At 65.9% G+C, this 19,561-nt stretch carries 24 protein-coding genes; 11 read left to right on the forward strand and 13 right to left on the reverse strand.

Annotated elements, in window-relative coordinates; all coding sequences use genetic code 11:
• Position 1 precedes the first annotated feature (1 nt).
• The 5 genes from rpsL to hppD form a co-directional block, all read right to left on the reverse strand.
• Positions 2–376, reverse strand: a complete 375-nt coding sequence (gene rpsL / locus GFY24_RS06005) for a 30S ribosomal protein S12 (protein WP_019049359.1) — start codon at positions 374–376, stop codon at positions 2–4.
• A 279-nt stretch (positions 377–655) separates the two neighbouring features.
• Positions 656–1,219, reverse strand: coding sequence for a DUF3558 domain-containing protein (locus GFY24_RS06010; protein ID WP_153803932.1), 564 nt, complete (start codon positions 1,217–1,219; stop codon positions 656–658).
• Complete coding sequence (locus GFY24_RS06015; RefSeq protein ID WP_153803933.1) at positions 1,216–1,749, reverse strand: DUF3558 domain-containing protein; 534 nt, start codon at positions 1,747–1,749, stop codon at positions 1,216–1,218. The genes GFY24_RS06010 and GFY24_RS06015 overlap by 4 nt, the downstream gene beginning before the upstream one ends.
• Before the next feature lie 64 nt (positions 1,750–1,813).
• Positions 1,814–1,960 (reverse strand): hypothetical protein, encoded by a 147-nt coding sequence (locus tag GFY24_RS06020; RefSeq protein ID WP_153803934.1) that lies wholly within the window; start codon positions 1,958–1,960, stop codon positions 1,814–1,816.
• Positions 1,961–2,057: 97 nt separating this feature from the next.
• Complete coding sequence (hppD, locus tag GFY24_RS06025) at positions 2,058–3,239, reverse strand: 4-hydroxyphenylpyruvate dioxygenase (protein WP_153803935.1); 1,182 nt, start codon at positions 3,237–3,239, stop codon at positions 2,058–2,060.
• A gap of 138 nt (positions 3,240–3,377) precedes the next feature.
• Between hppD and GFY24_RS06030 the strand changes: the two genes are divergently transcribed.
• Positions 3,378–3,896: an Lrp/AsnC family transcriptional regulator gene (locus GFY24_RS06030; RefSeq protein ID WP_153803936.1), complete on the forward strand. Its 519-nt coding sequence runs from the start codon at positions 3,378–3,380 to the stop codon at positions 3,894–3,896.
• Positions 3,897–3,905: 9 nt separating this feature from the next.
• Here GFY24_RS06030 and GFY24_RS06035 read toward each other — a convergent pair whose 3' ends face one another.
• Positions 3,906–5,018, reverse strand: coding sequence for a winged helix DNA-binding domain-containing protein (locus tag GFY24_RS06035; protein ID WP_309230516.1), 1,113 nt, complete (start codon positions 5,016–5,018; stop codon positions 3,906–3,908).
• Positions 5,019–5,265: 247 nt separating this feature from the next.
• Here GFY24_RS06035 and GFY24_RS06040 point away from each other — a divergent pair, with 247 nt between their 5' ends.
• Positions 5,266–5,727 carry a hypothetical protein gene (locus tag GFY24_RS06040; protein ID WP_153803937.1) on the forward strand — a complete coding sequence of 154 codons (462 nt, stop codon included), beginning with the start codon at positions 5,266–5,268 and terminating at the stop codon, positions 5,725–5,727.
• Positions 5,728–6,119: 392 nt separating this feature from the next.
• A complete protein-coding gene (locus GFY24_RS06045) occupies positions 6,120–6,434 on the forward strand; it encodes a hypothetical protein (RefSeq protein WP_153803938.1) in 315 nt (104 codons plus the stop codon).
• A gap of 166 nt (positions 6,435–6,600) precedes the next feature.
• Here the strand turns inward: GFY24_RS06045 and GFY24_RS06050 are convergent, their stop codons facing one another.
• Both GFY24_RS06050 and GFY24_RS06055 read right to left on the reverse strand, forming a co-directional pair.
• Positions 6,601–7,575, reverse strand: coding sequence for an NADPH:quinone oxidoreductase family protein (locus tag GFY24_RS06050; protein ID WP_153803939.1), 975 nt, complete (start codon positions 7,573–7,575; stop codon positions 6,601–6,603).
• Between the two features lie 88 nt (positions 7,576–7,663).
• Positions 7,664–9,343, reverse strand: a complete 1,680-nt coding sequence (locus GFY24_RS06055) for a serine/threonine-protein kinase (protein ID WP_309230517.1) — start codon at positions 9,341–9,343, stop codon at positions 7,664–7,666.
• Between the two features lie 172 nt (positions 9,344–9,515).
• Between GFY24_RS06055 and GFY24_RS06060 the strand changes: the two genes are divergently transcribed.
• Both GFY24_RS06060 and GFY24_RS06065 read left to right on the forward strand, forming a co-directional pair.
• On the forward strand, positions 9,516–10,292 hold the full coding sequence (locus tag GFY24_RS06060; protein ID WP_309230518.1) for an acyl-ACP thioesterase domain-containing protein: 777 nt from the start codon (positions 9,516–9,518) through the stop codon (positions 10,290–10,292).
• A gap of 126 nt (positions 10,293–10,418) precedes the next feature.
• The gene (locus GFY24_RS06065) at positions 10,419–10,925 is read left to right on the forward strand and encodes a hypothetical protein (protein ID WP_153803940.1); all 507 of its coding nucleotides are present in this window, start codon (positions 10,419–10,421) and stop codon (positions 10,923–10,925) included.
• Between the two features lie 71 nt (positions 10,926–10,996).
• Here the strand turns inward: GFY24_RS06065 and GFY24_RS06070 are convergent, their stop codons facing one another.
• Entirely contained in the window at positions 10,997–12,667 is a 1,671-nt protein-coding gene (locus tag GFY24_RS06070) for an FAD-dependent oxidoreductase (protein WP_153803941.1), read from the reverse strand.
• Positions 12,668–12,893: 226 nt separating this feature from the next.
• On the opposite strand from GFY24_RS06070, the gene GFY24_RS06075 reads away from it, so the two are divergent.
• The gene (locus tag GFY24_RS06075) at positions 12,894–13,385 is read left to right on the forward strand and encodes a histidine phosphatase family protein (protein ID WP_153803942.1); all 492 of its coding nucleotides are present in this window, start codon (positions 12,894–12,896) and stop codon (positions 13,383–13,385) included.
• Between the two features lie 57 nt (positions 13,386–13,442).
• Here GFY24_RS06075 and GFY24_RS06080 read toward each other — a convergent pair whose 3' ends face one another.
• Positions 13,443–13,643, reverse strand: coding sequence for a hypothetical protein (locus GFY24_RS06080; protein ID WP_153803943.1), 201 nt, complete (start codon positions 13,641–13,643; stop codon positions 13,443–13,445).
• A gap of 230 nt (positions 13,644–13,873) precedes the next feature.
• Between GFY24_RS06080 and GFY24_RS06085 the strand changes: the two genes are divergently transcribed.
• Complete coding sequence (locus GFY24_RS06085; RefSeq protein ID WP_309230519.1) at positions 13,874–14,335, forward strand: MerR family transcriptional regulator; 462 nt, start codon at positions 13,874–13,876, stop codon at positions 14,333–14,335.
• A 39-nt stretch (positions 14,336–14,374) separates the two neighbouring features.
• On the opposite strand, the gene ribA is transcribed toward GFY24_RS06085, so the two are convergent.
• A complete protein-coding gene (gene ribA, locus GFY24_RS06090; RefSeq protein ID WP_153803945.1) occupies positions 14,375–14,995 on the reverse strand; it encodes a GTP cyclohydrolase II in 621 nt (206 codons plus the stop codon).
• Between the two features lie 183 nt (positions 14,996–15,178).
• On the opposite strand from ribA, the gene GFY24_RS06095 reads away from it, so the two are divergent.
• From GFY24_RS06095 to GFY24_RS06105, 3 genes are read left to right on the forward strand one after another with little or no spacing between them, the layout of a single operon-like run.
• The gene (locus tag GFY24_RS06095) at positions 15,179–15,628 is read left to right on the forward strand and encodes a carboxymuconolactone decarboxylase family protein (RefSeq protein ID WP_228566016.1); all 450 of its coding nucleotides are present in this window, start codon (positions 15,179–15,181) and stop codon (positions 15,626–15,628) included.
• A 3-nt stretch (positions 15,629–15,631) separates the two neighbouring features.
• On the forward strand, positions 15,632–15,943 hold the full coding sequence (locus GFY24_RS06100) for a GNAT family N-acetyltransferase (RefSeq protein WP_153803947.1): 312 nt from the start codon (positions 15,632–15,634) through the stop codon (positions 15,941–15,943).
• Positions 15,940–16,926 (forward strand): pirin family protein, encoded by a 987-nt coding sequence (locus GFY24_RS06105; RefSeq protein WP_153803948.1) that lies wholly within the window; start codon positions 15,940–15,942, stop codon positions 16,924–16,926. Before GFY24_RS06100 ends, GFY24_RS06105 begins: the two co-directional genes overlap by 4 nt.
• A 13-nt stretch (positions 16,927–16,939) precedes the next feature.
• Here the strand turns inward: GFY24_RS06105 and GFY24_RS06110 are convergent, their stop codons facing one another.
• Positions 16,940–17,776, reverse strand: a complete 837-nt coding sequence (locus GFY24_RS06110) for a helix-turn-helix transcriptional regulator (RefSeq protein ID WP_309230520.1) — start codon at positions 17,774–17,776, stop codon at positions 16,940–16,942.
• Between the two features lie 209 nt (positions 17,777–17,985).
• Here GFY24_RS06110 and GFY24_RS06115 point away from each other — a divergent pair, with 209 nt between their 5' ends.
• On the forward strand, positions 17,986–18,993 hold the full coding sequence (locus tag GFY24_RS06115) for an aldo/keto reductase (protein ID WP_153803950.1): 1,008 nt from the start codon (positions 17,986–17,988) through the stop codon (positions 18,991–18,993).
• A 54-nt stretch (positions 18,994–19,047) separates the two neighbouring features.
• Here GFY24_RS06115 and GFY24_RS06120 read toward each other — a convergent pair whose 3' ends face one another.
• Positions 19,048–19,518: a PaaI family thioesterase gene (locus GFY24_RS06120; protein ID WP_153803951.1), complete on the reverse strand. Its 471-nt coding sequence runs from the start codon at positions 19,516–19,518 to the stop codon at positions 19,048–19,050.
• Positions 19,519–19,561: the final 43 nt, after the last annotated feature.

A 19,561-nucleotide genomic window follows, 5' to 3' on the forward strand; every position in this document is an offset into this window, starting at 1 on the left:
ATCAGCTCTTCTCCTTCTTGGCGCCGTAGCGGCTGCGAGCCTGCTTGCGGTTCTTCACACCCTGGGTGTCGAGCGAACCGCGGATGATCTTGTAGCGCACACCCGGGAGGTCCTTCACACGACCGCCACGGACGAGCACCATCGAGTGCTCCTGCAGGTTGTGACCCTCGCCGGGGATGTACGCCGTGACCTCGACCGCGCTGGTCAGGCGAACACGCGCGACCTTACGCAGCGCGGAGTTCGGCTTCTTCGGGGTCGTGGTGTACACGCGGGTGCACACGCCACGACGCTGCGGGCTCCCCTTCAGGGCCGCAGTCTTGGTCTTGGAGACCTTGTCGCGACGACCCTTGCGGACCAGCTGGTTGATGGTTGGCATAGACCGGCTTTCCTTATTAGTAACCAGGTGTCTGGAACTTCATGTCTTTGTCATTCGAGCTTCTCGCCCAGTTCCCGCAGTATTTCCTCACCACGAGGTCGGGCGTGTCATGAGCAGCGCGGTGTCCGAAATCCGGGCACGCTGGAACGGTCAGCCGCTCTCGCTGGCCTACGTACTGCACACAAACCTGCCCGAATGCTTCCGGGCACAGCGGTCCACGATACCCGCACCCTTTACAGGGGGCAAAAAGGGGTCCGCGAACCGGACCTGGTAGAGCCGTTATCGCGCAAGGTTGAGAGTCAACTCCACCAGCTTGCGGGCCGCTTCGCACGGATCTCCATGACTGGAACCACTGCGATAGTTCACCCACCAGCCGACGATCCCGGTGTCCGCGGCGGGTGCGCTGACACCACACGAATCCGGGTCATTGGGGCGATGGGTCTCCAGCGAGCGCCGACCCTGCACGGTTATGTCGTTGGTCACATAGCCGAGCTTGTCGTTATTGGATTTCTCATTGGCGAGCGAGCCCTCCTCGTACCAGCTGAGGGTCACCATGCCGCTTCCGGCGGTACCACCGTCCAGATCCCACATACAGACCGCTCCGTTGAAGGAGGGGTTCACGTAGGTGCCTTCGCCGACGGTCTTACCGATGTCGTCGAGCGAGACCACCTCGCACTCGCGGAGCAGTTTGTCGAACTTGGTATTGATCTTGCCACCGCCGTCGGTGGTGGTGCCGCCCGCGGGCAGTGCGGTGCCGGGCACGGTATTGCCGCAACCGGTGAGCACGGTGCCCAGCGCGAGGACCGCGAGCACGGCCGCGCCACCGCGAATGCGCGGGTTCATCCGAGCCTCTGCACGGTCAGTTCGGCCATCTTGTGGGTGCGGTCGCACGGATTGCCCATATTGCCCGGGCCGAAGGCGCCGTAGGACATGGACCATTCGAAGAAGTCGTCATCGAGTTGTACGGCGAGATCGCAGACGCCGCCGCTCGGGTCCAGGGCCTGGAAGCCCTTCTTACCGCCGACGTCGATGGTCTGCGGATTGCGGCCGACGCTGGCCACCCATGCCTTCTCGCGGTCGATGGGACTGCCCCGGTAGGAGGCGAAAGTGACGCTGGCCGAGCTCATTCCGGCGGCCTGCCAATTGCAGCCGACCGCGTTCTTGAATGCCCGGGACACGGTGCCCAGTCCGCCGAGATCACGCACTTCATCGTCGGTGAGGTGGCCGCATTCGCCCACGAACGGCCCCAGTGTCGCCACCTTCGGGGGTGGGCGCAAGGGTCCGCTCGGGGTGTCCGAATCACCGCTTCCCCCACAGGCCGACAGCAGCAGCGCGAGGCTCAGCCCCGTGACAATCGCCGACGTCATCCGCATGCCGCAGACTCTACCGACGAGTGCGCGGTGGGGCGCGACGCGGCCGTGATCAGCGCGGCAGCCGCTATCGCTGCGCCCGGCGCCTGCGCTCCCGGACGAAACCGACTCCCAGCGTTGCCACCACGACGATCTGACACAGCAGACGACCCCAATGGCCGTTGTCGTCGGTGGCGAACATCAGCACCGCACCGGTAACCAACATTGCCGGCATCAGTGCGATCCATGCGATCCAGATGCGAGTCCACATCAGCGGTATCCCTCCCCAGGTCGGCGCTCATCCCACTTCAGATCCGTTGGCGCCCAACCGCTCACAGGTTTCCGCGGGCCTCCTGTTCGCGTTCGATGGCTTGGAAAAGGGCCTTGAAATTGCCCTTGCCGAAGCCGAGGGAGCCGTGGCGTTCGATGAGTTCGAAGAAGACGGTGGGGCGGTCGGTGATGGGTTTGCAGAAGATTTGGAGCAGGTAGCCGTCCTCGTCGCGGTCGACCAGGATGCCGCGGCTCTGTAATTCCTCGACCGGGACGCGGACGTGGCCGATGCGCGAACGGAGTTCGGCGTCTTGGTAATAGGTGTCGGGGGTGTCCAGGAATTCGACGCCCTCGCGGCGCAGGATGTCGACGGCGGTGAGGATATCGCCGGTGGCCAGCGCGATGTGCTGGACGCCGGGGCCGCGGTAGAACTCCAGATACTCGTCGATCTGAGACTTCTTGCGGCTCACCGCCGGTTCGTTGAGCGGGAATTTCACGCGGTGATTGCCATTGGCGACGACCTTGCTCATGAGCGCGGAGTATTCGGTGGCGATATCGTCGCCGACGAATTCGGCCATGTTCTCGAAACCCATGACGCGGCGGTAGAACTCGACCCATTCGTCCATCTGCCCGAGCTCTACATTGCCGACCACATGGTCGATGGCCTGGAAGAGGCGTTTGGGCGCACCGGTGCGCGGCTCGAATCGGGAACGGCGAGTGATGAATCCGGGCAGGTAGGGGCCGTCGTAGCGGGAGCGGTCGATGAGTGAATGCCGGGTTTCGCCGTAGGTGGCGATGGCGGCGGAGCGAACGGTGCCGAAATCGTCTGTCTCATCGTGTGGTTCGACCAGGATGGTCGCGCCATGTGTACGCGCCCAGGCGATACAGCGGTCCACATCGGGGACCTCGAGGGCGATATCGGTGACGCCGTCGCCGTGCCGATCGTGATGGGCGACCAGTGGGCTCTGTGGATCGACCGCGCCGCACACCACGAAACGAGCGCCGCCACTGCGCAGCACGTAGGACTTGTGGTCGCGATTGCCGGTTTCGGGGCCGGAGTACGCCTCCAGCCGCATACCGAAGGCCGATTCCAGGAAGTGGGCGGTCTGGGTGGCATTGCCGACCGTCCAGACCAGGGCGTCCCAGCCGATGACGGGGAAGGGGTCGGCGGCCGCGTCATGATCGATCAGGCCCACCAGTCGGCGAAGATCTTCGGTGTCTTGTCCAGCAACCTCGATGCTCATGTATCCAGCAAATCGCCGGGCGGGTCTGCTGAGCAATATCGGCGAGTTCTCGTAGACACCCTGGCGGATTACGCCACCATTTCCGGGCTGGTGCTGGACAATTTGAATACCTCATCACCCCGAAGCGGAGGTCCCGCCATGGCACGCACTCCGGCCAAGCTGGACGAACTCGACCTGGCCATCCTGACCGCAATGCACGAGTACCAGAAGGCTGGGATTCTGGAGCTGTCGCGGCGCACCAGAGTCGCGCGCGCGACGGTGCAATCCCGTATCGCGCGCATGGAGGAGGCGGGTGTGATCGCCTCCTATGATCCGCAAATCGATGTCACCGCAGCGGGTTTCGATGTGCAGGCGTTCGTGACGCTCGAAATCGCCCAGGGTGCGCTGGAGGCGGTGGCCGCGGATCTGGAAGCGATTCCCGGGGTCCTGGAGGCGTACGCCACCACCGGTTCCAGTGATGTGCTGTGCCGGATCGGGGCGGATTCACATGCCGGATTGCAGAGCGTGCTGCTCAGCATCGACCGCAGCTCCTCGATCTCGCGGTCGCACAGCGTGATCGTGCTGTCGACGGTGGTTCCGCAGCGCACCCTCCCGCTGCTCCGGACGCTCACCCCGGCGGGGTCGAGCAAGGCTCCGGCGTACCGGAATTCGCACTGAGCCGACCCGTCAGGGTTTGAGATCTGCTCCCGGAGTGAGGATTTCGACGGTGGGGGTGCGGTCGGGTTCCACGAAGGCCAGTAGGGCGTGGGCTTCGGCTTCCACTGCCGTGCGTTCGGCGCGGGTCCATTCCCGGGTGGGGCTGATGCGCAGGCGGGCGGTGCCGGCGGTGGGGAAGATCTTGTAGAGGCCGGCGAGGTAGCCGTCGACGAGGATGGCGGAGACCTGGGAGGCGAAGGCGCGCAGGGGTGGGGCGGACCCGTCGGGGATGATGCGGGTGCGGTCCTGGTGGGAGAGCAGGACATTGTCGTACCAGCCCAGGAGTCGGACGGGGGCGGGCAGATCCGGGTCGGCGAGTTCGGCGTCGGCGGCGTCGTAGAGGGTGCGGCCGCGGTCGTCGGTGTAGGTGCGGACGCGGTCGCCGAGTTTCGCGACGGCGGCTTTCATGCCGGTGAGTTTGGACCAGGTCTGCATGTCCATGGTGGTGGCGGGGCCGAAGGCGCGCAGGTAGCGGAGCAGTAGTTCTTCGAGCGGGTAGTCGTGGTCGAGACCCGTGCCGAGCCAGGGTTCCACACGCGACCACACCGGGCGGCTGCTGTCCCGCCAGCGCCCGCGCGGCGGGGTTTGCAGGACGGGGAGCTGGTAGAGCCAGGTCTGTAGCACCGCGCCCGGATCGCGGTCGGGGTAGAGCGCCGCGGCCCGGGCGCGCATATCGGCGGCGGACATGGGTTCGTCGCCGAGCACCTGTTCGCCGTGGGCGCGCACCTCGTCCGGATCCAGGCCGACCATGGCGCCGAAGTTGAATCCCTTACGGAACGGGATCTTTTCGAGCTCCGGCTGGATATGCGGCGCGATACACAAGGCGTCCGCCGGGGTGACCAGGTGAATGGTGCCGCGCATCAAGGTGATTCGCACCAGTGACCGGTTATCCAGTGCCACCGACACCACGGCCGGGTCGAAATCGACTGTGCGACTCCACAATGCGATGAACAGCGGCAGCATGTCCTGCGCCTGCAATCCGATCAGGTGATCGCAGAGTTGCGGCGCGGTGCGCGTGCTGCGCTCCAGCAGGTGCTGTCGCGCGAGCAACGTACGATTCAGAACCTGATTGGAGAGCTTCACAATTCGTCCACGCTACATGAGGCGGTATCTTTCACCAAGCTAAGGCATACCTCACAACATTCCGGATGGCCTGTACCACAACTCATCTCACATCAGCATGAGCGAACACTGCCGCCGGCCACACGACGCTCTGCCCGTCGATCTTCCGATGCCCCGGGTTGGCCGGTTCGGTCAGCGCGGTATGCAGCAGGAGAGGACATTCTGTGCAGTAGGCCAGTCCACCTCGCGCGGTCCCTATGATGGCGTCGTGTTCATCGCAGGCTTCGGACCGTTCACAGCTCAACCAGGGCCCGAAGGCGAGAGCATCTGGTCTCCACCGGCCGCGATCAGCAGCAGTCTGTTCGACGATCCGGTCGAGGTGAATGTACTTCTCCCAGAGGGGCGGTCCGCCGATTCGGCGCTGATCGCGACGGTGCTGGGCGACATGGACCATTACCTGCTACTCGGCCTGCGATTCCTTCACACCGAGCTGATCGCCGACCCCGCGTCCTTCGGTTCGACACCCGCGGGCGTGCGTCGATTCGAGCGGTTCGATCCTACGACGTTCCCGGTCGACCGCCCCCAGCTCAACTTCTACGACAGCATCGAATGGCTCCTGCGCTTCGTCGAGGGCGGATTGCCGATCTGCGAACCCTACGGCGTGGCAGTGGTTTTCGTTAACCATGAACCTGTCCGGGTCGAAGATCTGCACGACTCGACATCGATCTGAGCGGTTGCCCATAGTCCGGCGTCGCGCTCACACGCCCGCTTCGAGGTCGCCGATCACCTTTGCACATGCGCACGAAGACGCCCCTGTGTCATGAAGGTTGCGCTGTGCCGTCAAGGCACTGACATCGGCATTACAGGGCATCCGTTGAGCGGTAGGTGCCCAACTAGCCGTGGCCGTTAGAAGTGTGATTCCGGCGTCCACGTGACATGAGGCGGTGTCTTTCACCAAGCTAAGGCATACCTCACAACATTCCGGATGGCCTGTACCACAACTCATCTCACATCAGCATGAGCGAACACTGCCGCCGGCCATACGACGCTCTGCCCGTCGATCTTCCGATGCCCCGGGTTGGCCGGTTCGGTCAGCGCGGTATGTGGCATGACAGGATGTTCATGGTGAGTACGGAGAACGTCGACGACAACACGCCACTTCCAGATGGCTGGACCATTGGAGATGTGCGGCGACGTTCGCGGGATGGCGCCGCGCGATTGCTGGACCCAAGCACGCCGGTGTATCTAGCCCCCAACGAACCTGACCAGAGCGTCCCCTTGAATATCGACCTCATCGTGGACTTCTCCGGTCTGTACCTCGCACGTTGCGTCGATGACGGTGAGTGGTACATGGGCCAACGAGCCACTCCGGACGAACCTATTCTGTGTTGGTCGAGCTACGGCGATGATCTAAGTACCGCGATCGACAACCTCTGACACATGAACCGGGCTGGCAACTGGCGCAGAAGGGTTCGATTGTTGTCGAGCCTCGATCCACCACACTCAATTCGGCATTACAGGGCATCCGTTGAGCGGTAGGTGCCCAACTAGCCGTGGCCGTTAGAAGTGCGATTCCGGCGTCCACGTGACGGGATGGCACCGGTCAGCGAAGGGTGACCACGACCTTGCCGGTGGCGGTGCGCTTGTCCAGCGCCGAGACCGCCTCGGCGGTGTGCGCCAGGCTGTACAGCACCGGATCCGGCGGAGCGATATCACCATTGGCGAGCAGCGGCGCGATCTCGGCCCACTGCTCCTTCAGATATCCGGGATGCGTCATCACCCATTCGCCCCAGGCCGCGCCGATCACCTCGACGTTCTTGAGCAGCAGGCGATTCACCTTCACGGTCGGGATATCGCCGGCGGTGAAGCCGACCACGAGTACCCGGCCACCCGAGGCCAGCGAACGAATGCTGTCCGTGAAGCGGTCGCCGCCAACGGGATCCAGCACGATGTCCACGCCACGCCCATCGGTGATTTCCTTGACCGCGGCGAGCCAGCCATCGGTGAGCACCACATCGGTCGCGCCGTTCGCGCGGGCGACCTCGGCCTTCTCCTCGGTACTCACCACCGCGATGACGCGGCCCGCGCCGAGCGCCCCCGCCATGCGCAGGGTGGAGGTGCCGATGCCACCCGCCGCGCCGTGCACCAGCACGGTCTCACCCGGTGCCAGGCGGCCACGCTTGGTCAAGCAGAAGTGCACGGTCAGATCGTTGAACAGCACGCCCGCACCGGCCTCCAGGGAGACATTGTCAGGCAGTTCGAACACCATTTCGGCGGGCGTGACGGCCAATTCGGCGGCGGCATTGCCGAGCAGGGTCAGCGCGACCACGCGGTCACCGGCTTGCACATGCGCGCCCTCGGGGGCCTCGCGCACAATGCCCGCGACCTCGCAGCCGACGATGTACGGCAGCTGCGGCTTCATCTGGTACAGCCCGCGGGTCATGAGTACATCCGGGAAGGCGATACCGGCGGCGTGCACCTCGATGACCACCCCGCCGGGGTAGGCGGTGGGTTCGGGCATATCGAGCAATTCGATGCTCTCGGGGCCCTCCAGCTTGCTCACCACAGCTGCGCGCATGCCATATCTCCGATCAATCCACCGTTGGACACCGATCCGAACGTAACCCATGCGCACACGGCGTGTCACCGTCCGCGTGCGGTACCGGTCAGCGGTGGGCGTATTCGATCATGGTTTCGTTGGCAAGCACAGTGCCACCCTTGGCGATGGTGAGGGCGGCGGCGGTGATGCGGTACCGGGTGCCGTCGGCGGGATTGGTGACGCTGAAGCCGCCGGAACCGTCGGGGACCGGATCGTCGAGTTCGATGCCGGCACCGTCGCTGATGCGGACGCCCTTGTAGTAGTAGCGGCCGACCCCGGTGCGGCAGATCAGCACGCGTGAGGCGGCGGTGCGGCCGATCGCGTAGGCGGGATTGTCGGCATCGCAGCGCGGATTGCCCGCGAAACCCTGTGCGTCCGTACCGGATACGGAACCTATGAGCGGGGACAGCGCCGCAGTGGTGCGCACGGTCGTCACGGCGGAGGTGGTGTTGCCGGACGCGGTGGGATTACTTGTGGTCTGGATGCCGGACGCGGTGACCGGCGTCCCCGTACCCCCATTGTCCTTGCCGGACAACAGCAACCAGCCCAGAATGCCGCCGAGCAGCAGCACCACGGCAATGAGCGCGCCGACCACCATCGGCAGCGTGTTGCGCTGCGGCGGCGGCAAAGGCAATGGTGCGGAGGGATGTTCACGCTGCGGTGTGATCGGAATGCCGAATCGCGTGGGCTGCGAAGCCTGATAGTCGACCGGGCCCGAGGGATGCCCGCCATAGCCGGCCTGGCCGGCGGAGTGGTCGAGGTACGCCACCGGTCCGGAGGCGTGACCCACCCGGCCGGAGAATTGATCGCGGAGGTCGACCGGTCCGGAGGTCTGCGGATACCGGGGCGGAAAGGTCTGCGCGGCAGGGGGAACCACCATGGCCGGTCCGACCGAGGTGCGGGTGACCTGACTGTCGGCGGGCAGCAGTGCGGCGCGGGCGGCGCGGGCCAATTGCCCGGCGGAGGCGTACCGGCGGGCCGGTTCCTTTGCCATGGCGGTCGCGATGACCTGGTCGAAGCCGGCGGGCACGCCGGTGCGCACGCTGGGTCGCGGCGGCGGGGCCATCATATGGGCGCGAATGGTGGCCAGATTGCTGTCGGTCTTGAAAGGTATTTCGCCGGTGAGACTTTCGTACAGCACACAGCCCAGTGCGTAGATATCCGCGCTCGCCGAGACGGCGGTGTCGTGTTCGAATCGTTCGGGTGCCATATACGCGAAGGACCCGATGGCGCTGCCCATACTGGTCAACTGCACATCGGATTCCGCGTGTGCGATACCGAAATCCACCAGGTACGCGAAGAGTTCACCGGTGAGCAGAATGTTCGCGGGTTTGATATCGCGGTGCACCAGGCCGATCGCGTGCGCGGCGTCCAGGGCCGCGCCGATCTGTTCGACAACGCCGACCGAATGCTGCGGCGGCATCGGTCCCTCGGCGGAGAGGTATGCCTTCAGATCCCGTCCGGCCACCAGGCGCATATCGATGAACAGGACCCCGTCCACCTCACCCCAGTCGTGCACCGGAATGACGTGCGGCTCCTGCAGGCGTGCGGCGGTATGCGATTCGCGCCGGAATCGCTCCACATAGGTGGGCGATTTGGCCAGTTCCACATCGAGGAGCTTGATGGCGACCGTGCGTTCGCGCACGGTGTCGTACGCCTCGTAGACCTCGCCCATTCCGCCGACGCCGAGCAGTCGGCGCAGCTCATATTGTCCGAACCGTTGACCGGCCCTGTCTCCTGCGGCCACTGAGCCGTCTCCCCTGTGTAGGTCCCTGCCCCAGGAAAAGGCTACGGCCCGCGAGCCTCGAGTGATAGGAGTACAGACGACTCGACGCGAGTGTGTGACGCACGCCCCGTAAAGTCATGTCGAGCAAGCACCGCACGAAACGCGGCACACCGTGCAGCGCGAGGAGCACCAAGTGTCAGTCGATCAGCCACTCGCCCCGCTTCCCGAGGAGGGCATGGGCTTCGCCTCGGCGTGGCCTGTCCGGGCTGGCGACGTGGATCCCTATCAGCGGCTACGTTTCGATGCCGTAGCCCGTTATTTGCAGGACATTGCCTGGGAGGAAATGCATTCCGGTTTCTTCCACCGCACCGATCCGGCCTGGATCGTGCGGCGCACGGTGGTGGACGTGGTCCGGCCGATCCACTGGCCGGACCGGGTGGAGTTGACCCGCTGGTGTTCGGCCATGTCGACCCGGTGGACGAATATGCGGGTGCGGGTCACCAGCGAGAACGGCGGTCTCATCGAGACCGAGGGCTTCTGGATCAATATCAACGAGTTCACCAATATGCCGACCCGGATCAGTGACGAGGGGCTGGCCGAGCTCGCCCGCACCACCAGTGAGCATCGGCTGCGCTGGCGGCCCTGGCTCACCGATCACACACCGCCGGAACAGGATACGGATCTGACCTATCCGGTGCGCGCCACCGATATCGACCAGTACAACCATGTGAACAATGCCGCGTACTGGCAGGCCGTGGAGCAGTATCTGGTGGATTATCCGAAGCTGGTGGCCGGACCGCACCGGGCGGTCATCGAGTATCTCGCGCCGGTGCTGGCGCGTCAGCATGTGAGCGTGCGCAGCCGGTACGAGCCAGGTGACCGGACCGGGCATCCGGTGCTGCGGCTGTGGTTCGTGGTCGGCGGGATCACCACCACCACGGTGCGGATCGGACCGCTGCCCGCCGAGTGAGGGGTGCGGCCGAAATCGCTTGTTCGCCGGACATTCCCGGCGAAAATATCGATCGCTGAATGTTTGCCTGACACACTCTCCCCAGGCCGATCGCCACGCGGTGATCGAGATGAGGAGATCGCCGACATGAAGCCTGTGAGTTTCGCGCTGCTCGCCGTGACACCGCTGCTGATCACCGGGCTGGTCGCCTGCGGTAGCTCCTCGGACTCGGCGAAGAGCACGACCGCGGCCGCGAAGCCGACCACTGCGGCGGCCACCACCACGGGACAGCCGACACCGCCGCCGGTGAGTTCGACCCTGTCGCCCAACCCGACCCGGCCATCGGTACCTCCGACGCCGTTGCCCACCACCACCGTCCCGCCGACCACCACTGGTGCGGCCCCGATCGACAATTCCGACTGCGGAACCGTCACCGATGCGGGCGGCGGTACCCGCACCGTCATCGCCGTCGGTACCCCCGCCGGTCGGGTGGGCTGCACCGAAGCCATCAATGTCGCAACGCAATACGTGCAGACGATCAGCGATTCCGATGTCGCCACCGTCAACGGCTGGAGCTGCAATGCCCAGCCCGACGCACAGGTGCCGTCCATGTGCGCCAAGGACGGGCTGCTGATCAACCTGCTCGCCGACTAGTACGCGGCCGAAAACGAGTGTGGCCCACCCGAATCGGGTGGGCCACACTTCGTTCGCGCTGCCGGGACGCGTTATCCCTTGGCGGCCTTGAGGAGGTCCTCCAGGCTGGTGAACTTCACGCGCGGACGGCCCGCCGCCTTGCCCGCGGTGCGCTCGGCCTGATCGATGGCCTTCCAGCCCTCGCGGCCGACCATATCCGGCTGGCGCTCGGACAGCAGCGCGTCGAGCGCGGCCCGATCCGCCTGCGGGGCAGCGAGTTTGCCATTGATGAAGTCGTCGATGAGGTGGTCGACGGTCTCCTGCGAATCGACGCGATTGGAGCCGATCACACCGCGCGGACCACGCTTGATCCAACCCGAGACATAGACGCCCCGCACCGGATTGCCCTCGGCATCCACTACCCGGCCCTGCGCGTTCGGAATGACACCCTTGTTCTCGTCGAACGGGATATCGGCGATGGGCTGACCGCGGTAGCCGATGGAGCGCAACACCAGGGTGGCGTCCAGGCTGCCGGTGCGATCCGAGGCACGGGCCAGAATACGGCCGTTCTCACCGACGAGTTCGTTGTGCACGTACTCGACCGTCTCGACCTTGCCGTCGCCGGTGATGGCGGTGGGAGAGACCTGGTAGCGGAAGACGATTCGCTTATTGCCCGGCTTCGGCGTGGTGGCCGCGTACTCCTTGGCGAGGGTGTACTTGAGCTCCAGCGACGGCTCCAACTCCGGATCGTCCAGCTCGGCCCGGCTGGCCGGATCGAGCTCCAGCTCGGCCGGATCGACAATGACGTCGACGCCCTTGAGGTGCCCGAGCGCCAGGAACTCCGACGAGGTGTACGCCGCCTGCAGCGGGCCACGACGGCCGAGCACCACGACCTCCTGAATATTGCTGCGGCGCAGCGCGTCCAGGGCGTGATCGGCGATATCGGTCTTGGCCAGCTCGTCCGGATCGACGGTCAGCACACGCGCCACATCCAGGGCCACATTGCCGTTGCCGACGATCACGGCCCGCTCACCCGAGAGATCGAATTCGCGGTCCGCGAAGTCCGGATGCCCGTTGTACCAGGCCACGAACTCGGTGGCGGAGATACTGCCGGGCAGGTCCTCACCCGGGATGTCGAGTTTGCGGTCGGTCGAAGCACCGTGCGCGTAGAGCACCGCGTGGTGGTGCGCGAGCAGCTCCGCATGCGAAATGTGGTTGCCCACCTCGACATTGAGCCGATACTGCAGCGCGTCGCGGCGGAACGCCGACTCGAACAGGCTCGAGACCCCCTTGGTGCCCGGATGATCCGGGGCGACACCGGCGCGCACCAGGCCGTAGGGGGTGGGTAGCCGATCGAACAGCTCCACCTCCACATCGGCGCGGCGCAGTAGCTCCTCGGCGGCGTAGCAGGCCGCCGGGCCGGCGCCGATGATGGCGACGCGGAGCGTGCCGAGCTCTTTGGGCGCGCGGGTGGGCGGTACCAGCGGTTCGAAGTTGGATTCGAGCGGATGCCGGACGAAGTACTCGGCATTGATGTCCTTGAACCGCGCCAGCGACGCCAGCAGATCATCCTCGGAGAAGATCGCGTCAACCGGACAGGCATCGACGCAGGCGCCGCAGTCGATGCAGGTATCGGGGTCGATGTAGAGCTGCTCGGTCGTGGCGAACTCGCGTTGCTCTGGGGTGGGACGAATGCAATCGACCGGACACTCGGGAACGCAGCTGGCGTCGTTGCAACAACGCTGCGTGATCACATAGGCCATATCTCGCAGATCCTCGAAACAGTCGCGTGGTGCTACTCCGCTCGGGGTTCGAGCAGGGCGGTAGAACACGTTCTAATATATCGGCGCTCCGGCACCTCACAGCAGGCAGGTGTGGCAGCACCTTTCAGTGTGCCTCGAGTGTGAGAGGCGTCTCCTGCCGGGAGCGGGATCGGTTGATGTGAGACCAGTCTCGGCAGGTGGAGCGGTGCAGCATAACGTAGTGCAGATGGCTCGGACTCTCATCTTGATGCGCCACGGCAAATCCGGCTACCCGGACGGCGTGGCGGACCATGAACGGCCGATCGCGCCGCGCGGACTGCGCGAGGCCGGACTCGCCGGGGACTGGCTGCGCACCACCCAGCCGCCCATCGACGCGGTGCTCTGCTCCACCGCCACCCGGACCCGCGAAACACTCGCGGCCACCGGTATCACCGCACCGGTCTCGTACGAGAAGTCCATGTACGAGGCGTCACCGCACGCGCTCATCGAATTGGCGCGCCAGGCCGGCGATTCGGTGCGGACGCTGCTGATGATCGGCCACTCTCCCGGAATGCCTTGGACCGCATGGGAATTGGCCGCCAATCGGGATTCGGCGGCGGCGGACGAACTCAGCACGAAATTCCCAACCTCGGCGCTCGCCGTCCTGGAATTCGACCGCCCCTGGGTGGACCTCGACCCGGGCACGGGCGAACTGACCCACTTCCACGTACCGCGCTAGCCGCACGCGGGGGTACCGGATTCCACGGGGCGTATCGGCCCGCGCCGGAATTCGGGTCTAGCCCAGCAACTTTCCGCGCCATACGACGACGCCACCGACCACGAGTAGTAGGAGCAGCGCCCAGAAGAAGCCGGTGAGCGCCCACACCACGCCGAACACCACCAGCACCGGCAAGGCGGCGATAGCGGCGATGACCGGCTGTTCCTTCACGGTCTCCAGCGCCGACTTCGCGCGCGACCGATCAATCTCTTTTGCCATGCCCCCAGAGTAGGCGCGTCCGGCGGACGATTCATGGCTGAAGGAGACCTCGCACCCCGGCACGCCGGAACAGTGCGCGACGGGACGACCGGCCACCCTGCGAGCCACGCTCGTATTCGGCAGAATGAGACTTGCTTGGAGTGCACTCCAAGTCACTAGCGTCGAGGGTTGGAAGAGCGGGCCCGGCGGTCATGCGCCGGGCGGTGCTGCAGCACAGAGAGGGCGGGGCCGTGGGCACAGCGATATCAGTACAGGCGGCGACCGCCGCGGTATCGGCGCAGCGGAGCGCCGAGTACGAGCGGCCGCGGTATTCGATCGGTGAGGTTTCCGAGCGCAGCGGGCTCACCCGGGACACCTTGCGCTGGTACGAGCGCATCGGCCTGCTCAACTATGTCGGCCGCGATCATGCCGGGCAGCGGCGGTTCTGCGATCGCGACCTGGACTGGCTGACCCTCATCGGAAAACTGCGGCTCACCGGCATGTCCGTGGCCGATATGGTGCGCTACGCCGAACTCGTGCGCGCCGGGGACCACACCTACCCGGAGCGGCTGGAGATGTTCTATCACACCCGCGCGGAGGCGCTCGCGCAGATCAAGGAACTTGAGCAGACCATCGCCGTCCTCGACTGCAAGATCGCGCACTACGAAGGCGATCCGAACGCCACGGACTGGCGCACGGTGGTGAAACCGTAGCGCCGCAATCCCTTTCGCACGCGCTGTCGCGGCACCCGCTCAGCCCGCGAGGCTGATGGTGTGGCCGGTGTGTTCGACCTTGGCGCGCAGGTAGCGGAGGTTGTCGGGGGTGGCGTGCACGCCGGTGGGGACGATCGTGCGCACCCGGACGCCGAGTTCGGTGAGCTGGCGCGCCTTTTCGGGATTGTTGGTGAGCAGGTCCAGTTCGTCCACGCCGAGCGCGGTGAGCATCTGCGCGGCGGCGGTGTAGTCGCGGGCGTCCTCGGGCAGGCCGAGGGCGGCATTGGCCTGGTAGGTGTCGAGGCCGCCGTCCTGTAGGGCGTAGGCGTCGAGCTTGTTGTAGAGGCCGATATCGCGGCCCTCCTGGCGCAGATACAGCAGGATGCCACCGGTCGCGCTGATCAACTGCACGGCCTCGCGCAGTTGCGGGCCGCAGTCACAGCGCGCGGAGCCGAAGACATCGCCGGTGAGGCACTCCGAGTGCAGTCGTACCAGTGGGTTGTCGCCGGGTTCGCCGAGGACCAGCGCGACGTGTTCGCGCCCGTCGGCCAGGCCGTCGAAGGTGACGGCCTGGGCGGTGGTGGCATAACCGTCGGCGAAGGTCAGCGGAATCTGTACCCGGGTGCGCACGCGGGCACCGTCGGTCGCTGTTGCGCTCATGGCCGCTCCGAGATTCGTGATCGACATACTGCTGGGTTGCCAACCGCCGCATCCCGCCCGATATTCCGAACACGGTTCGATTCAGAAAACATGCCGCACTCGGCAAACCGGAGGGCACGTTTCACTTTCGCGGCTTACTATGCCTCCACTATGCAGTCGCTCGTATCCCATGACCGTGTCTGGATGGACAAGCAGACACCCGAGGTCTTCCACGCGCTCAACAGTGTCGCCACCGCGGTCCGAAACGCCGCTGCCGCAGTCGATTTGGGGCGGGCGGTGCTGGAGCTGGTGAACGTGCGCGTCTCCCAGCTCAATGGCTGCGCCTACTGCCTGGACGTGCACTTCCGGGCCGCCCGGGACGCCGGTGTGAGCACCCAGCAACTCGCGGTACTGGATGCCTGGCAGCGCAGTCCACAGCTGTACTCGGAGCAGGAGCGGGCCGCCCTGATCGTCGCCGAAACCGTCACCGCGCTGCCGGACGAACACCGCATCCAGCGTGAGTATGCTGCTGCGCGGCAACATTTGTCGGATGACCAGATGTCTGTGCTGATCTGGGCCGCGACCACCATCGGCGCGTTCAATCGCGTCTCGATCATGAGTGGACATCCCGTGCGGGTGCGGAAGGAGAACTGAACAATGAGCGAACAAACCGTGGCGGCGACCGTCGTCCGCAATGCCGCGCAACACCGCTATGAAATCTGGTACGGCAACACGCTCGCCGGGTTCACCGAATACCGCGAGCGCGACAATGACACCACCTTCATCCACACCGAGGTGGACAAAGCCTTCGGCGGTAAGGGATTGGGCAGTGCGCTCGCCCGCCAGGCCGTCGAGGATGTGATCGCGCGCGGACGGGTCATCGTGCCGCGCTGCCCGTTCATCAAAGCCTGGCTGGACAAGCACCCCGATTACGAGGAACACGTGCTCGGCAAGGGGATCAAGCGATGAGCGATCTGGAGCCGAATCCGGAAGAGGCGCTGTGCGAAGCCTCCGGACGGCCCGGACCGCGTGCGGAGTACTTCCCCTCCCGTGAGGTGCCGCTGGGCGGTGTGCGCGGCGTGACCGTCTTCCGGTCGCTGCCACAGCGCGATCTGCCCACCGTCGGCGCGTGGTGCTTCCTGGACAACTTCGGTTCCGGCTCGGCGGCCAATCCCGAAGGGCACGATATCGATCCGCATCCGCATATCGGATTGCAAACCGTCACTTGGCCTTTGAACGGGCGCATCCGGCATCGCGACAGTGTCGGCTCGGATGTGGAGATCTGGCCGGGGCAGTTGAACATCATGACCTCGGGGCGGGGTATCGCGCATTCGGAGTACCGGGTGACGGGCCACGAATCCGGGGCCGGACTGCAATTGTGGATCGCGCTGCCCGGCGAAACCGCCGCCATCGCACCGCATTTCGAACAGCATCGGGAACTGCCGGAGTTCGAGCGGGACGGCTTGCACGGCATCGTCCTGATCGGTTCACTCGACGGGCAGACCTCACCGGCCACCGCCTACACCCCGATCGTCGGCGCGGATCTACGCGTGGACGCCGGAGCCGAGCTGACACTCCCGCTGAACCCCGACTTCGAGCACGCCATCCTGGTGATCGAGGGCGAACTCACCGCCGACGGCAATACCGCCGCCCCCGGCAGCCTGCTCTACCTGGGCAGCGACCGCGCCGAACTCGCGCTCACCAGCACTACGGGCGCGCACGCCCTCCTGGTCGGCGGCGAACCGTTCGACGAGGACCTGGTCATGTGGTGGAACTTCGTGACGCGCAGTCACGAGGAGATCGAGGCGGCCCGAAACGATTGGGAGGCACACGATCTCACCCGCTTCCCCGATATCGCCGGCCACACCCCGGACCAGCGCATCCCCGCCCCGCCACTCCCCCCACTACACCTGAAGCCCCGCAAACGCCGCTGCGGCGTACCGCACGACTGACCGCGAAAACCCTTCAGAGGGTGAGGGATTGGGTGCCTATCACGCGGAGTAGGTCCAATTTCTCCTGGGTGTCGGTGCCGGACTTCGGGTAGTAGATCAGGAGTTGACGGGTGGCGCTGGGGGTGAGCAGGGGCTCGCAGACCAGTTCCAGCAGGCCCACCTCGGGGTGCAGCATGCGCTTGTTGTGACCGGCGTGGGCGCGGACCTCGTGCTCACTCCAGAGTGCCTCGAATTCGGTACTGGCGGAACGCAATCGGGCGACCAGGTCGGTCACATCGGCATCACCGGAGCGGGCCGCGGCGGTGGCGCGTAAACCGGCCACATGGTGGCGGGCGAGGCCGTCCCGGTCCTCGGGGAGGAAGCGTTCCCGGTCGTGCGGGGCGGTGAACCAGAGCCACGGTATACAGCGGTCCAGGCCGCGGCGCTGCGAGAAATCGCCGGAGACCAGCGTATGCATGCGGTTCTGCACCAGGACCTCACCGAGATCGGAGATGACGCAGGCCGGGGTGTCGTCGAGTTTGGTGAGCACGTGCAGAATGCCGGGGCCGACATGGGTATCACCGCCGCGCGCGGGCGGCTGCTGCCCGGCCAGGTGGTAGAGGTGATCGCGTTCGTTGTCGGTGAAACGCAGCGCCCGCGCCAGCGCGGCCAGCACCTGGGTGGACGGGCGTGGGCCGCGCGCCTGCTCCAGGCGGGTGTAGTAGTCGGTGGACATGCCCGCGAGCATGGCGACCTCGTCGCGGCGCAGGCCGGGAGTGCGCCGGCGCGCGCCCGGCGGCAACCCGACAGCGGCAGGTTGCAGGGCCTCCCGATGGCGGCGCAGGAAGTCGGCCAATTCGTCGCGGTTCACTCCACCACTCTCGCGCGCGCGGGCTCCGCTAGCCAGGTACTACCGGTCCCCGTCTGGTGCGACGGGCCTGGATCGATAGGTGCGCACCGCCCACCGGCCCGACCGGAAGGCCACCCGGGCACCCGCGCCGACCGCCCGACCAGGGATCGGCGATCCCTGGATAAGCGGTCCTCTCCCGATCCCCGGCTACAGCGCGCAGGCTTGTAACCATGACGAAGAACCTGCACACCGTCCAGCTCGGCAAGACCGGGCCCGCCGTCTCCCGTATCGGCCTCGGGGCCATGGGAATGTCCGGTATGTACGGAACCAGCGATGAGCAGACCTCCATCGCGACCGTGCACGCGGCCATCGACTCCGGCGCGAACCTCATCGACACCGGCGACTTCTACGGCATGGGCCACAACGAACTGCTCATCCGGCAGGCGCTCACCGAACGCAAGCGGGAGGATGTGCTGCTCAGCGTGAAGTACGGGGCGCTGCGCGGACCCGGCGGGGAATTCGGCGGCGTCGATACGCGGCCCGCCGCCACCCGCAATTTCCTGGCCTACTCGATGCAACGGCTCGGCACCGACTACATCGATATCTACCGGCCCGCGCGGCTGGACCCGAATGTGCCGATCGAGGAGACCATGGGCGGGCTGGCGGCGCTGGTCGAGGCCGGGTACATACGGCATATCGGACTCTCCGAGGTCGGCGCGGAGACGCTGCGCCGGGCCGCCGCCGTGCATCCGATCGTCGATCTGCAGATCGAGTACTCGCTCATCTCGCGCGGGATCGAAGCCGAAATCCTGCCCACCGCACGGGAACTCGGCATCGGTATCACCGCGTACGGGGTGCTCTCGCGCGGGCTGCTCAGCGATTCACTGCGTAGCGGAGCGCAATTCGCGCCCACCGACTTCCGCGCGCACAGCCCGCGCTTCCAGGGCGAGAACCTCACCGCCAACCTGCGCCTGGTGGACGCTCTCGCCGTCATCGCGGCCGAACATCAGGTGAGTGTGGCGCAGCTGGCCATCGCCTGGGTGCTGTCGCGGGGTGCGGACGTCGTGCCGATCATCGGCGCGCGGCGTCCGGAACGCTGGGCGGAAGCCCTTGCAGCGCTGGACATTCAGCTGTCCGAAGCGGAGCTGGCCGCCATCGAGGCCGCCGTCCCCGCCGATCAGGTCGCGGGTGGCCGCTATGCCGACGCACAGCTGGCCATGCTGGACAGCGAGCGCTGAACCGGCGCACCGGAACGGCCCGGCACGCGTGCGCCGGGCCGTCCGCTGTCCGGACTACTTCCGGCGCGGCCGGATCACCGCGGTGAAAGCCGCTGCGGCCACGGCCTTTCCGGTGCTGTCGGTGATGGTGACCGGAGCCTCGAATTCGATTTCGGTGTGGGACTTGATATTCGCTCGCGTCTTGGCGACCAGCTCTTCGGACAGCTCCGCAGTCGCGGTGAACGGGCCGAGCTCACCCTTGGCGCGTGCCAGGTAGGTGATGCGCCCGTCGCGCGCGACGATGAAGATATCGGCCATCAGATCCACGATGCCCGAAATGGCCACGCCCATGGCGGCGGTCTCCGCCAGGCCGTAGAGCAGCGCGGCGTGGATATCGCCATTGTGGTTGAGGTGCTCGGGCTTCGGGGCCATGCTCACCACATTGCGGCCGCTCGCGAACTCCACCCCCTCGATACCGGTGAATTGGATGAAGCCCAGCTTCTTGAAGCCCGCCATCACCATATCGCCCATGGTGGCGCTGTCCATCGCATCTCCTGACCGAAAATTGAAACCTGTTCCAATTTCATAC

Origin of the sequence: Nocardia sp. SYP-A9097 (assembly GCF_009649815.1) — a bacterium.
In the GTDB taxonomy this organism is placed as follows: Bacteria; Actinomycetota; Actinomycetes; order Mycobacteriales; family Mycobacteriaceae; genus Nocardia.

Coding starts and splice junctions, on each gene's coding strand:
- rpsL (WP_019049359.1), bottom strand. CDS start 376: ATGCCAACCATCAACCAGCTGGTCCGCAAGGGTCGTCGCGACAAGGTC.
- GFY24_RS06010 (WP_153803932.1), bottom strand. CDS start 1,219: ATGAACCCGCGCATTCGCGGTGGCGCGGCCGTGCTCGCGGTCCTCGCG.
- GFY24_RS06015 (WP_153803933.1), bottom strand. CDS start 1,749: ATGCGGATGACGTCGGCGATTGTCACGGGGCTGAGCCTCGCGCTGCTG.
- GFY24_RS06020 (WP_153803934.1), bottom strand. CDS start 1,960: ATGCCGGCAATGTTGGTTACCGGTGCGGTGCTGATGTTCGCCACCGAC.
- hppD (WP_153803935.1), bottom strand. CDS start 3,239: ATGAGCATCGAGGTTGCTGGACAAGACACCGAAGATCTTCGCCGACTG.
- GFY24_RS06030 (WP_153803936.1), top strand. CDS start 3,378: ATGGCACGCACTCCGGCCAAGCTGGACGAACTCGACCTGGCCATCCTG.
- GFY24_RS06045 (WP_153803938.1), top strand. CDS start 6,120: ATGGTGAGTACGGAGAACGTCGACGACAACACGCCACTTCCAGATGGC.
- GFY24_RS06050 (WP_153803939.1), bottom strand. CDS start 7,575: ATGCGCGCAGCTGTGGTGAGCAAGCTGGAGGGCCCCGAGAGCATCGAA.
- GFY24_RS06065 (WP_153803940.1), top strand. CDS start 10,419: ATGAAGCCTGTGAGTTTCGCGCTGCTCGCCGTGACACCGCTGCTGATC.
- GFY24_RS06070 (WP_153803941.1), bottom strand. CDS start 12,667: ATGGCCTATGTGATCACGCAGCGTTGTTGCAACGACGCCAGCTGCGTT.
- GFY24_RS06075 (WP_153803942.1), top strand. CDS start 12,894: ATGGCTCGGACTCTCATCTTGATGCGCCACGGCAAATCCGGCTACCCG.
- GFY24_RS06080 (WP_153803943.1), bottom strand. CDS start 13,643: ATGGCAAAAGAGATTGATCGGTCGCGCGCGAAGTCGGCGCTGGAGACC.
- ribA (WP_153803945.1), bottom strand. CDS start 14,995: ATGAGCGCAACAGCGACCGACGGTGCCCGCGTGCGCACCCGGGTACAG.
- GFY24_RS06095 (WP_228566016.1), top strand. CDS start 15,179: ATGGACAAGCAGACACCCGAGGTCTTCCACGCGCTCAACAGTGTCGCC.
- GFY24_RS06100 (WP_153803947.1), top strand. CDS start 15,632: ATGAGCGAACAAACCGTGGCGGCGACCGTCGTCCGCAATGCCGCGCAA.
- GFY24_RS06105 (WP_153803948.1), top strand. CDS start 15,940: ATGAGCGATCTGGAGCCGAATCCGGAAGAGGCGCTGTGCGAAGCCTCC.
- GFY24_RS06115 (WP_153803950.1), top strand. CDS start 17,986: ATGACGAAGAACCTGCACACCGTCCAGCTCGGCAAGACCGGGCCCGCC.
- GFY24_RS06120 (WP_153803951.1), bottom strand. CDS start 19,518: ATGGACAGCGCCACCATGGGCGATATGGTGATGGCGGGCTTCAAGAAG.